The organism is Amycolatopsis sp. La24, assembly GCF_029087445.1.
Classification (GTDB): domain Bacteria; phylum Actinomycetota; class Actinomycetes; order Mycobacteriales; family Pseudonocardiaceae; genus Amycolatopsis; species Amycolatopsis nivea.
Window position 1 is genome coordinate 93,220 of sequence record NZ_JARACH010000001.1, and the last position, 12,814, is coordinate 106,033.

8 protein-coding genes are annotated in these 12,814 nt (G+C 68.7%); 3 read left to right on the top strand and 5 right to left on the bottom strand.

What is annotated here, in order from left to right:
* Positions 1-71: 71 nt before the first annotated feature.
* The 5 genes from PUT80_RS00495 to PUT80_RS00515 all read right to left on the bottom strand — a co-directional run bounded on the left by PUT80_RS00495 (position 72) and on the right by PUT80_RS00515 (position 9,164).
* Positions 72-4,124: a TIGR02680 family protein gene (locus PUT80_RS00495; protein ID WP_275290698.1), complete on the bottom strand. Its 4,053-nt coding sequence runs from the start codon at positions 4,122-4,124 to the stop codon at positions 72-74.
* Complete coding sequence (locus PUT80_RS00500; RefSeq protein WP_275290699.1) at positions 4,121-5,362, bottom strand: TIGR02678 family protein; 1,242 nt, start codon at positions 5,360-5,362, stop codon at positions 4,121-4,123. Before PUT80_RS00500 ends, PUT80_RS00495 begins: the two co-directional genes overlap by 4 nt.
* Positions 5,359-6,897, bottom strand: a complete 1,539-nt coding sequence (locus PUT80_RS00505) for a TIGR02677 family protein (RefSeq protein WP_275290700.1) — start codon at positions 6,895-6,897, stop codon at positions 5,359-5,361. Before PUT80_RS00505 ends, PUT80_RS00500 begins: the two co-directional genes overlap by 4 nt.
* A gap of 136 nt (positions 6,898-7,033) precedes the next feature.
* Positions 7,034-8,236 carry a TIGR02679 family protein gene (locus PUT80_RS00510; RefSeq protein WP_275290701.1) on the bottom strand — a complete coding sequence of 401 codons (1,203 nt, stop codon included), beginning with the start codon at positions 8,234-8,236 and terminating at the stop codon, positions 7,034-7,036.
* A gap of 55 nt (positions 8,237-8,291) precedes the next feature.
* Positions 8,292-9,164 carry a LysR family transcriptional regulator gene (locus PUT80_RS00515; protein WP_275290702.1) on the bottom strand — a complete coding sequence of 291 codons (873 nt, stop codon included), beginning with the start codon at positions 9,162-9,164 and terminating at the stop codon, positions 8,292-8,294.
* Between the two features lie 129 nt (positions 9,165-9,293).
* Here PUT80_RS00515 and PUT80_RS00520 point away from each other — a divergent pair, with 129 nt between their 5' ends.
* The 3 genes from PUT80_RS00520 to PUT80_RS00530 are packed head-to-tail and all read left to right on the top strand — an operon-like array spanning position 9,294 to position 12,813.
* On the top strand, positions 9,294-10,460 hold the full coding sequence (locus tag PUT80_RS00520) for a CoA transferase (protein WP_275290703.1): 1,167 nt from the start codon (positions 9,294-9,296) through the stop codon (positions 10,458-10,460).
* A gap of 3 nt (positions 10,461-10,463) precedes the next feature.
* Positions 10,464-11,636 carry an acyl-CoA dehydrogenase family protein gene (locus PUT80_RS00525; protein WP_037811046.1) on the top strand — a complete coding sequence of 391 codons (1,173 nt, stop codon included), beginning with the start codon at positions 10,464-10,466 and terminating at the stop codon, positions 11,634-11,636.
* A 13-nt stretch (positions 11,637-11,649) separates the two neighbouring features.
* On the top strand, positions 11,650-12,813 hold the full coding sequence (locus PUT80_RS00530) for an acyl-CoA dehydrogenase family protein (RefSeq protein ID WP_275290704.1): 1,164 nt from the start codon (positions 11,650-11,652) through the stop codon (positions 12,811-12,813).
* Position 12,814 lies beyond the last annotated feature (1 nt).

Consider the following 12,814-nt stretch of genomic DNA (forward strand, 5'->3'; position numbering starts at 1 on the left):
CTGAGGGAATCTGATTCCCTCAGGGTGGCCCTCACGTACCGCTGAGAGCTGTGGACACGAGCGAGTTGCGGTTACTCCGTGTCGATCGAGAGAAGCTGGTGCCCGTCCCACGTGAAGCGAGCGGTGGTGACCGCGTCGTCCCCGTCGGCGCCAGTGATGAGCTGGTGGATCCCGATCCCGCTGAGTTCCGCGTATACGCACCACTCGTGGTCGGACGTGAGCATGAGGTCCAGGTCCAAGGCGGACAGCAGGGCGAACACCTGGCCCCGGTTCGTCGTGTCGACGCCGACGAAGACCTCGTCGAGCAGGATGATCCGGGGCGCCTCCGGCACGGCCTGGTAATGCGCGGCGACGGCGGCGAAGAGCGGCAGGTGAAGCGCGATGGCCTTCTCGCCGCCGGACAGCGCGCCGTGCAGTTTCCGGGTCAGCAGTTGCCAGCCCTCGCCGTTGGCCCGGTCGACCTTCACCACGAACCGGTGCCACGCGGTGTAGTCGAAGACCTTGGCCAGTTGCTGTTCCCAGCCGGTGGCGGTGTCGTCCGCCTTGGCTTCTTCGATCCGGTCGCGGAAGAACTGGTGCAGGGATTCCCGATCGGCGGCGGTCAGCCGGACCGGATCCTTCAGCAGGAGGTCGCGGGCCGCCTTCGTGCCGGGCGGAAGGTCGGTGGCGACCTGCCAGACCAGCCGGACCGCGACTTTCGACGCGGTGCGCACCTGCTCCAGCCGGTTGTTCATGTTGTCGACCAGTTCGTTCGCCTGGCGGATCCGCGCGGCGAGGTGCCGTCGCGTGTCGCCGGTGAGGGTCTGGTCGAAGAGTTCCCGCTCTCGCTCGGTGATCTCGCGGCGGCTTTCCTCCGCTTCCGCGTGCAGGATCTTCAGCAGTTCGGCCGCTCCGACCCGGATCCCGTCCACCACGGCGGTGAAGATCTGCACGTCCTCGTCTGTTTCGAGGTCGAGGTCGGCACGGGTTTGGAGAACATCCCGGCACGTGTGCATGGACTCGGACAGCCGGTGCAGCGCGTCGCCGATGTTGCTCGGTGAGTGCGGGACACTCGGCCACGCGGCGGCTACCAGTCGCGCGGCATCCAGTGCGGCGCGGACGCCGTCGCTGGAGCCGAGGACGGTCTCGAAGCGCTCAAGGTCGTCGAGGCCGCTGTCAGCGGGAAACACCCCGGACGCCAACCTGCGGAAGCGGAGCGCTGCCGCATCGCGATCGGCCACTGCTTTCTCGTGTTCGGCCGCGTCCGTCTCCCTGCGGTTGTTCCACTTCCCGACCTCGACCGCCAACTCGGTATGCCGGCTTTGCGTGGACTTCCGCGCGGCTTCGAGTTCGTCGAGATGCACGCGAATCTTCTCGATTTTGGCCGCGACCTCGCGGTACTCGACGCCGGCAGTGCTGTCTACCGCATCGAGGGTCGCCGCCAGCTCCGAGTACTCCTCCTCGGCTTTCTCCGCTTCTTCTGCCCTCTGAACGGCATCGTCCGCGGACCGGCGAGCCTGCGTGGCCAAGGAGTCGAGCACTTGCCGCGCTGAACGCAATCCGTCGTGGCTCACCAGCCAGTTTTCGCAGGCGGTGTGGAACGTGCGGGTGGCCGCGGCGAGATTCGCCAGCGCGGACCGTTCGGAAGGCATCCCGTATTCGGCGGCACATGCAGTCAACGTTCGCAGGGCATCGGAGACCTCGCGTTCTCGCTTGCCTACCCGTTCGATGCGCTCGCGCACGAGCCGATCGGCACTGGCGAGTCCGATCTCCGCTCGGTCGAGGTGCCTGGCCGCGGTGTCGAGAGCCGTGTGCGGAGGCAGGCTCGCTCGCTCGTCGCGCACTGTCCCCCTGCGCACGGCGAGCGCGGACAGTTCTGCCTCGACGTCGGCTATTTCCGTGTCCAGCATGAGGATTTCGTTCCGCAGCTCTTCGATCCGCGACTCGCGGGCGCGTCGGCGGGCAGCCGCGCCGATGTAGGCCGGGTGCTCTTTGTGCCAGCTGCCGGTGAGGTTTCCGAGCCGCCACGACCCGTCGGCCCCGATCGCGGCGGGACCTTCGGCAGGCAGCACGTCGCCGAAACCCACGGAAGCGAGCAGCCTGCGCACCACGGGCGGAGCGACCTCGCCGTCGGGCTCGGGCGCAAGGACGTCCGCGAGCGAACGTCCGGCCGCCGCGGGCAGGGCGTCCGGGGCGGCGAAGACGTCGTGGCCCTGGACCTCTCCACGCGAACCGACCCAAGCGTCGAGCAGTCCCGCACCTTCGAGGGCGGCTTCGATTCCGGCGCGGTCGTCGTCCGAACTGGCGGCGGAGAAGTCGACAAGCCGCCACAACGGTGCTCCGGCCATCCGCGTCCGGTCAGCGGTACGGGTCGGCGGCGCGTGCGGGGGAAGGTCTTTCTCGGCCTGGAGCCGGGAGATCTCGGCACCGCAGTCGTCCCGTCGCCGCCGCAGTTCAGCCACCAGCGCTTCACGGGAAGCTTCCTGCCGAGTGATGTCCTCCAGCGCCGCGTTGACCGCGTTCTCCACCTCGGAGTTCAACGCCCGCTCTGACTCAGCGAGGTCCAGCAGCAGGTCAGGCTCGGGAAACGCCAGCTCGTGACAGGCCCGTGCCCACGCGAGCACATCGGTTCGCAGCTGTTCCAGCGCGGCGGCTTGCTGCTCAGCGGCCAGATCCAGATCCTCCTTCGCCGCGGAGAACGCCGTCCTCGCTTGCTCCAGTTCCTCTTCTGCCTGGCCCCGCCGGTCGATTGCGCGCTCGTGACCGTCCAGCGTCTCGCCGACTGCCCGCAGTTGCTCCTCCCGGCTTTGCCCGGCGGCGCGCAGCAACGGCCGGGCCGCGGCCGGGTCATCGCCGGCCAGCTGCACCGCGATCTCGCCGTGCACGCTGGGCATTCCGGCTCGTACGGCGGCCAGCCGGGTCTCGCTGTCCAGGTTTCGTACGTGCTCCGTCCGGCGGCGGATGTCTTGCTCCGCACTGCTCCTGGCGCGCTCGTCTTTCTCCGCTTCCGCTTTCCTCCGGCCGGACTCGGTCAGCAGCCGCTCCGCCCGGGACTTGGCGTCGCCGGTTCGCCTGCGAAGAAGTTCCAGCTCCGAACCGCGTTGGTAGGCCTCGCTCTCGAGCAACCCGGCCTTGTGCGCCGACGAGGTGCGGATCTGCTTGGCCAGTTCGTCGATCTGCTGCTCGGCGGTGTCCTTTTCCCGCGTCGCGGTTTCGTACCGGTCCGCCGACTCGCGCGCCGTCGAGGCCCGCTTCTCCATCTCTGTGGTGGCTGAGATCAGCGTGCCCGCGCCGGCTCGCAGCACCCGCTGGGCATACGTCCGCTGCCGGGCAGCCAGAGTGTGGGTCGAGGCGACCAGTTCCTCCAGCCCTTTCAGCCGTTCATGGTGCTTGTCCAGCCTTTCGAAGCCCTCGGCGAGATCGGCGATCTCCTGCTGGCCCAGCGGCGGGAGCGCCTTGGACAGCAGATCTGACAGCATGCCCGGGTCCAGCCGTTGCGACAGCTTCGGCATGCGCAACTGGAGCAACGCGAGGATCAACGCGTCGAACCGCTGTTCGCTCAGGCCCGGGAACAACGTGGTGCGGACTTCGGCCCGGTAGTCGGTCGCGTTCCCGTAGAGCGTGCCGTCGGCGCCGAGCCGTTGTTCGAGCGCCTGCCGGGTCAGCGGCTGGCCGGAGTCGTTGACCAGGCTGATGCCGCCGGGAACCCCGATGCGCTGCGCGGTCGTGAAATAGTCTGGGTGCACGGTGGTGGTGCGGGAACTGGCCTGAAGCCGTGCGCCGCAGGTGAACCATCGCTCGGGGGTTCCCGGGCAACGGAACTCCAGCCAGACGTATCCGACCCGGGTCACCCCGGACGCGCCCTCGCCCATGAGGTTCCAGTGCATCGTGCGCTCGCCGGTGCCGAACGTGGACAACCTGTTCGCGCGCAGGCTCGCGTCGAAGAGGAACGGCAGCAGCAGCTCGAGCGCTTTCGACTTGCCGCTGCCGTTCGGGCCCCGGAGCAGAAGCCTGCCGTGGTGGAATTCGAAGACCTCGTCGTAGTACCGCCAGACGTTCAGGATCCCGGCGCGAGCGGGTTGCCAGCGGTCCGCCTGGCGCGAGAACGAGTCCTCGGCATGCCGGGGGAGTTCGGTGACCGTCATCCTGATGCTCCTTCGGAATCAGCGGTCCGGGCTTCGCGGACGGTATAGCGAGCTGCCGCGGGAAGCGGCCGGACGATTCCGGAAGACACCTGGGCCAACCCGAACGCCATCAGCACCTCGATCGCGTCGGCGGCCAGCCGGGCGGCACCGTCCGGACCGCGATATCCCTCGGCCCATCGGGGAAAGCGGCCGAGCAGTTCAGCCGCCTGGATCCGCAGCTGCTCGACAGTGGCCGGACCAGCGAGAGTTTCCAGCAAAAGGAGCGCGGCCACTTTCGCGTTGCCCGCGTCGTCGGGGAACCGGGAATCCGTCGCGACGCTCTCGACGTCCACTAGCAGCACACCCTCCGCGCGCTCTTCCAAAACGAAGCCGCCCTGTTCGGCCGCACGGCGAAGCAGCTGCCGTCCGGTAGGCGAGGCGAGGTAGGCGCGTTCAGCATCGCTGAGGGCTTCGAAGTAGAGCACGGGGTCGTCGACCAGCCGACGGAAAACGGAGTGGCGGAGCCACAGGTTGCGCTGCACTTCCGATTGCCCGGGGCGGTCGCTGTGCGTACTGGTGTCGCCGTAACGACGCTCGCGGGAAACCGCGGCGAGGAGTTCTTCGAAGCGAAGCGCGACTTCGTCAAGCGGCACTTCGAGACGGGACGGCCCGATCGGCGCGGACAGCAATCGCAGCACCAGCGTGCCGTCGATCTGGTACAGCACCTTCGCTTCGGTCGATTCGACGAACGCTTCGGTCGAGCCGTCGACTGCGTCCAGTACGCCGTAGTGCTCCAACAGCCGGAGGACATCGACCAACGCTCGCCGTTCTTCGCGGCTGGCAGTGTCCAGTGTCGTGAGCGCTTCGTCCGCGGCGGTGGCTTGGGCTACTCGCTTCGCGAGCAGCCCGATGGTGGTCACCGGCGTTGCGAGCAGCTCCGCCGCGGTAACGCACAACAGCACGTAACGCCGACGATCGAACGGAGCTTTGCCGGAGCGGAGCCGGCGCAGCGGTCGCCGCGGGTCGTCGGCTGCGCGCACCTTGGCCAGCCGCGCATAACCGAGCCTCGGTTCGATCGTCAAAGCCCAGCCGCAGTAATAGTCGAACCACTGCCGGATCGGTTCGCCCCGTCGCCGGATCAAGTCGAACACGTCCGGCTTGGTGCGCTCGGTGATCAGCGGGGTGGCGAGGAGCTGGCGGATTCCCAGCGCGACTTCTTCGCGCTCGGCGGCGGCCAGTTGATTCGCCAGTTGGCTCATGAGCCGCCCCCGCTCGCCCGCCGGGCCTGGCTGGCGCCCGCCGCACGGATCTCGATCTCGTAGTCGGGGCCGTGGAAAAGCCCGCGTGGAGTGCAGAGCCTTGCCACGGCTCCGTCGGCAGGCGGGCGGAGCAGAATCTCGATCCGGCCGTCGGAAGTCGTGCTCTGCCGGACACCTCCTCGGCCCGGGGCGGTTCCGAGGGCGCGGCCGAGCAGATCGAGCAGCCTTTCGAACACCGCGTGGTCCAGTTTGCCGAAGGCGGCGAGCCGGATCGGCCCGCCCGTGTCGAGCAGATCCCAGGCAGCCTCCAGCTCGGCTCGCTCCGCACGCGCCTGCTCCGCCCTCGCCGCCTTGATCGCGGCGACGTCGCGGACCTTTCCGGTGCGGCTGAACCGTTCGGTTTTGCCCGAGGTGCGGAGCAAGGGGGAGACCTCGACCGGCGGAGCTTCCTCCCACGACGTGGTGGAGCTGATCAGCTCAGGATCGGGATGGGCGAGATGCGCGTGCCGAGCCGGGCTGAGCCCGAAGACCGTCGACCACAACCGGTGCAGGTCGCCCTGGGCGGGGACGACGGCGAACCACCTGGCCAGCTCGCGGAAATCAGCGGCCGCGCTGCTCGCCCGCCGCCGTGACTCGGTGATCCGGTCGAGGACTTGCAGCAGCGTGATGATCGCCCGCCGGGCGACGACATGCAGGTGTTCGGCCCGCGGCGTCGATCCGTCCGACGGCAGGAACCAGGCTCGGAGTCCGTCCCAGCGTGCCCGGCGATGCGCCAGCCATTCCGGACCGGGATCGGCGCCGGAGAACCGAGGGAGATCCGCCCCGACCAGGGCGCGCTGGTGCATCAACGCGACTCCGTGGTCTTCGACCTGCTGGATCCGGACGCTGATCGTGTGCCTGCGTTGCTCCAAGTCGGTAAGGAATTCCTCGAGGTAGGCCACCGTGGACGCCTTGACCTCGTGGAAGGTCGCGCGGGTGGCTCCTTCCGAACGCAGCAGCCGCTGCAGTTCGCCGTTGAACTGCTTGGTGTTCGCGCGCAAGGCTTCGAGGTGGCTCTCCAGCTCGGTCAGTGCGGTGAACACCCGGCGATCCGAACCGCCGTCCAGTTCGCGGGCCAGGTCGGCGAGCCGGTCGGCGATCGCGTCGAGAACCGCCGTTTGCAGCGCTCCGGCCGACGCGAGCATGCTCATCGCGTGCACGACTCCGGCGAACGCGGCTTCGCCTTGCCGCGTCAGGGAATACTGCAGGTTGCGCCGCTCGTACTCGGCGGCTGACCGGTAGTTCTCCGAATGGTTCTGGACGATGTCGACGAGATGCCATCCGTGGAGCTGTTCCAAAGCACGCCGGAGTTCCTCGTCTTCAAGTGCGTCGAGCCAGCCGACCGAACGCAGGCGAGCTCGGACGTCGTCCAGTCCGAGAGACGTCTCCAGCCGCTCGTTCGCCTCCCCGAAGGCGTGCAGCACCGACACGTACAGCCCGCCCAGTTCTCCGCTGGTGAAGCGGAACATCTCAGGCGGGACACGGATCGGGTCCATGCGACCTCCTGCCATCGTCATCGGCCACGGTACGGGAAGGCACCGACACTTCAGCCGCGCAGCTCCCGCGCCCGCGACCGTCCGTGAGGGCCACCCTGGGGGAATCTGATTCCCTCAGGGTTCCCCTCACGCACGGCTAAGGGAGCGCGATGATCTCGTCGAGAAGGCCGTTGGCAACACGTTCCTCCGGTACGGTTTTTCCTTGCTCAGTCAGGTGGTTCGCCAGCTCCGCGTCCCAGGGGACCGGGGTCGCTCGCCCGGCCGCGGGGCCGTCGGCGACCGCGGAGAGGTAGTCGGCGCTCGTCATCCGCCATGGCTTCGCACCGGTTCGGGCTACGACATTCGCAGCGATTCGCAGTCCGTCTCCGTCGAAATCGCCGTGGTAGCACAGGGTTGTTCCGATCTGCGCTAGTTGCTTCAGCAAGGCCACCCCGGCGCTGCTCGGCCAGCCGGACGTGCAGATCAGCGGAGGACAGGAACTGCCGAAGCGAGCCAGTGCGAGGGCGAGAACGCTGGGGTTCTCGAACACCCAGACCTTGTCCGGCGCTGCTGTCAGCTTGCTGGCGCGGAGGTGCTGCAACGTCAAGACCGCTGCCGCTCCGGCGTCCTGGCACGCCTGGAGGATCCGGCCGACGACGTGGTCGCCAGGGAGCTGGAGCCCGGCCGCGAGCACTGTGGACGACAGTTCGTCGTCGGCGATGCCTGCTCGTTCCCACAGCGCACGGCGTCCCGGCGCGTCAGACGGCGGCGGTACGTCGTAAATCTCAGCCAGCGCTTTGAGGACGAGATTCGCGGTGCGGGTGCCGTCGTCCAGCGCATGAGTCGCGTCGAGCACGGAATCGGCGAATACCGGCAGCGGCACTCCGGCGGCAGGCAGTTCGGAAAGCACCCGCAGCGCCCGTTCGAGTTCGAGCCGGGTGCGTTCGACCGAGCTCTCGATCAAGCCGGCCCGGCGGACCCCCGCCGTCCAGGAACGCAACGCCGGTTGCGCGGTGATCACCGGATGGCTGTCCAGCCACTCCCACAGGCTGACGCGGGCTTCGGCGGCCGTTCGGCGATCCTCCGCGCGGTTGCCGATCGGGCCGACCAGCTGCGCGACGACCTCGCGTGCCCCGACACCGGCGACTTCGCGAAGAGCCTCGTCCAGGTGCGCCAGGGAGAGGCTCGGGTACTGGCCGGGAAATTGCGCCAAGCCGAGCAGGTCGGCGACGGCCGTTTGCTGCTCGGAATCGAGCGGGCCGACCCGGACGCGGGTGACCGGAAGCCCGGACGAGAGCCTTGCGTGCACTGCTTGCCACACCGGAGCCAATGCCTCGGGAAGCCGGCCGACGGGGTCCACTGTGGCGAGTGTAGGGGTCGTGAGCGGCTACGCCGGTTCTAACCGGCCTGAACACTCACGACACGCGGGCGTGCCGCAGCACCTCGACCACCGGGTCCAGCCGGGTGTCGGCGGTGCGCCGGATCAGGAATGTGGTGAGGGTGGCGACCAGATCGTCGATCGGCAGAACCGCGCATTCGTTCGGGTCCAGCGCCAGCGCGGTCGCGGATTCGACCGGGGCGAGAGTGAAGCTCTTGGTGCTGCGCAGGAAGATCAACAGCCCGCTGACGTCGGAGAACTGTGCCTCCGGATCGACCAGCACGCCCTTGGCGGCGAGCTGCTCGGCGCGCCGGGAGCCGAGGTCCCAGTGCCGCGGCCCCTGCAGATACTGGAATCCGCGCAGGTCGGCGAGGGTGAGCGAGGTCCGGCCGGGGAATCGCGACGCGTCCACCACCGCGCCCAGCGGTTCGCGGTAAAGGACGATGGTGGACAGCCGGTCGTCCGAAGTGCCGAGATGCGACACCGCGAGGTCGAGCGAATTGCTGAGCAGCGCCGATTCCATCCCGAGCGACGGCATCTGCCGCAGGGTGAACCGGTAGGAGCCGTCCAGTGCGCGGATCGATTCGCTGAGCTGGCGGCGGTGCGCGGGATTGAGCACGTCGGGGATGGCGAGCCGGACGTCGGCGCGCTGGTCGCGGGTGCGCATGCGGACCGGAATGGCGTCGAAGCCCGAAACGACCGATTCGGCGAGCGGCAGCAGCGCCTCGCCCGCCTCGGACAGCCGGGTGTGGTGGGTGGAGCGGTCGAACAGCGGTTCTCCCAGCTCGCGTTCGAGGTCGCGAATCCGCTGGCTGAGCGGCGGAACGGACATGTTCAGCGCCCGTGCCGCACGGGTGAAGTTCAGCTCGCGCGCGACCGCGAGGAAGTACCGCAGGTGGTGAATCTCCACGCTGAGCAGCGTACCCACGGTGTTATCACGGTGGTCATACCGATCTGATGCACTCGGTCATTCCCTTCTGGTGAGCAAGCGCTTAGCGTCAGTGGTGAAGCAAAGATCGTCAACGGGAGGACCGCGAAGATGGATGCCACCGGACCGCTTTCCGGGGTGAAGGTGCTCGACCTGTCGTCCGCGGTGATGGGCCCGTACGCCACGCAGATCCTCGGCGACTTCGGCGCCGACGTGATCCGGGTCGAACCGCTGCGCGACGTCGCCCGGCACTCGCCGGCCAACACCGGCCGCACGCCCGGGATGGCCCCGCTGTACATGCAGGTCAACCAGAACAAGTGCAGTATCGAACTCGACCTCAAGGACCCGGCCGGCCGCGAAGACCTCTTCGCCCTGCTCGCCGACGCCGACGTCCTCGTCACCAACATGCGCGCCGCCGCGCTCGACCGGCTCGGCCTCGGCTACGAGCAGCTGCGCGAACGCTTCCCCCGCCTGGTCTACGCCCACGCGCAGGGCTTCGCGCCCGGCTCGTCGCGCGCGAACCGGCCCGCCTACGACGAGGTCATCCAGGCCACGTCCGGCCTGGTCAGCCTCCAGGACCGGGCAGGCGGCACGCTGCAGTTCGTCCCGACCTTCATCGCCGACAAGACCGCCGCGCTGTACCTGCTCAACGGCGTGCTCGCCGCGCTCTTCGACCAGCAGCGCACCGGCAAGGGCCAGCAGGTCGAACTCGCGATGGCCGACGCGATGATCGCGGTCAACCTCGTCGAGCACCTGGCGGGCGACGTTTTCGTCCCGGCTGCCGGCGACGTCGGCAACCCGCTTTCGCTCAGCGACACGCACGCGGCCATGCGCACGGCCGACGGCGGCGCGATCGCCGCGGTGCCCTACACCAACGACGCCGTGCGGACGCTGCTGATCGGCGCCGGCCTCGAGGACGCCGCGGCCGATCCGGCCTGGGACTCCCCGGTGATCGACCGGGAGATTTTCACCGCGGGGGTGGAGAAGGTATTGGCCAACTCCGCCAGCCGCACCACCGCGGAGTGGGAGGAGTACCTGACCGCCCACGACGTTCCGTACGCGGTCGTCGTCGACATCGCCGACCTGCCGACCGACCCGTACGTTCAGGAAGTCGGGCTGATCACCGAGCGGGAACACCCGACCGAGGGCACTATCCGCGTCGTGGAGAGCCCGCTGCATTTCTCGCGGACCCCGGCCGGGTTCCGCAGGCACGCCGAACGCGCTGGCGCGAGCACCGCCGAAGTCGTCGGAGCCGTACGCACCACTGAAGGGGTTTGATCGATGGATCTCGAACTGTCTCAAGAGGACCTCGCGTTCCGGGACGAATTGCGGGAGGTGTTCCTCGGCGCGATTCCGGAGGAAGTCCGCAAGCGCAGCGCACTCGGCTTGATCACGCGTGACGACATCGTCACCAGCCAGCGGATCCTGAACGAGCACGGTCTGGCCGTGCCGCACTGGCCGGTCGAATGGGGCGGTCGCGATTGGACTCCGACCCAGTCCCACATCTACGCCTCCGAACTGCAGCGCAACGCGGTGCCGCAGCCGCTCGCCTTCAACGCGAGCATGGTCGGCCCGATCATCGCCGAGTTCGGCAGCGAGGAGCAGAAGCAGAAGTTCCTGCCCGCCACCGCGAATCTCGACATCTGGTGGTCGCAGGGCTTCTCCGAGCCGGAGGCCGGTTCCGACCTCGCCGGGCTGCGCACCACCGCGAAGCGCGACGGCGACCACTACGTCCTCAATGGACAGAAGACCTGGACCACGCTCGGCCAGTACGGCGACTGGATGTTCGTGCTCGCGCGGACCAATCCGGACGCGCCGCGCAAGCAGCAGGGGCTGTCCTTCCTGCTGCTCGACCTGAACACGCCGGGCATCGAGCGCCGTCCGATCAAGCTGGTCGACGGTTCCGCCGAGGTCAACGAGTTCTTCTTCGACAACGTCGTGATCCCGGCGGAGAACCTCGTCGGCGAGGAGAACAAGGGCTGGACATACGCGAAGTTCCTGCTCGGCAACGAGCGCAACGGCATTGCCCAGGTCGGCACCGGTCAGCGGATCTTCGCCGACCTCGCCGCCGCGGCCGCGGATCTGCCCACTGAGGACGGTCCGCTCGCGCAGGACGCCGAGTTCCGCGCTGCGATGCACACCGCGAAGACCACGCTGCTCGCGCTGGAGGCGACCCAGATGCGGGTCACCGCCGCTTCCGAAAACGGACAGCCGAGCCCGGTGTCGTCGCTGCTCAAGATGGAGGGCACGCAGGCCCTGCAGGCCCTGACGAAGCTGCGCATGCGCGCGGCCGGTTCCGACGGCATGCTGCTGGACACCGAGTCGCCGGTGCGCGCCGACGAGGCCGCGGTCGTGGCCGCGGCGCAGTACCTGAACCAGCGGAAGCTGTCGATTTTCGGCGGCTCCAACGAAATCCAGCGCGGCGTCATCGCGAAGACGATCCTCGGTCTGTAAGGGACGGCGACTCATGAACCTCGAATTCAACGAAGACCAGAAGCTGCTGTTCGAGACCGTCGACACGGCGGTCGGCCGCGGTTACCCGGCAGGCGGCCGCGCGGCCGCGACGAGCAGCGAACTCGGCTGGAACGACCAGGTCTGGAGCACCCTCGGCGAGCTGGGTCTCGCCGGTCTCCCGATCTCCGCGGACCACGACGGCGCGGGCGCGGGCCCGGTCGAGGTCTACGCGACGCTGGAAGCGATGGGCAAGCACGCGGCGGCCGAACCGCTGCTCGACGGCGTGTTCCTGCCGTCGTGGATCGTCGCCGAGCTGGGCACCGACGACCAGGTCAAGGAGCTGCTTCCGCTGCTCGCCAGCGGTGGCACCACGATCGCGGTCGCGCACGCCGAGCCGGGACGTCCGTGGGGCGTCGCGCCGTCGGTGTCGGCGGCCGGTTCCGCGCTGACCGGCGTGAAGTCGCCGGTGCGCAACGCCGACCAGGCCGACAAGTTCCTGGTCACCGCGGTCGACGAGAACGGCCGCACCGGGGTGTACCTGGTCGAGGCGACTGCCGAAGGCATCACTCGCGTCGACGGCCGGGCCGCGGACTGGGGACACACGTCGCAGGTCGAATTCGCTGGTACGCCGGCGGTTCTGCTCGGCACCTCGGACTCCGACGCGCCGGCCGGGTTGCGTCGCGCGTTCTCGCGGGCGCGGGTCGCGGTGACCGGCGAGGCGATCGGTCTGATGGAGACCGGGCTCGCGATGACCGTCGAGTACCTCAAGACCCGCAAGCAGTTCGGCGTTCCGCTGGCGGCGTTCCAGGCGCTCGTGCATCGTGCGGCTGACCTGTACGCGAAGGTCGAGCTGGCTCGTTCGCTGGCGCTGTGGGCCACCGCGACGGTCGAGGCGTACGACAACGGCGCGTCCACAGTGGACCTCGACGCCACGGCAGACGACGCGTTCGTGTTCGTGTGCGACGCGGCGACCGCGACCGCCGAGGAGATCGTCCAGCTGCACGGCGGCATCGGAATGACTTACGAATCAGAGGTCGCGCACCACGCGGCGCGCCTCATCGCCATTACAGAGAGTTACGGCGGAGTGAGCGCGGCCCGTCGCCGCGCGCTAGCGTCGGACGCGTTGCTGACGCCCCCGAGCGCGCTGCTCAACAACGCGGACGCGGTCACCGCCTGAG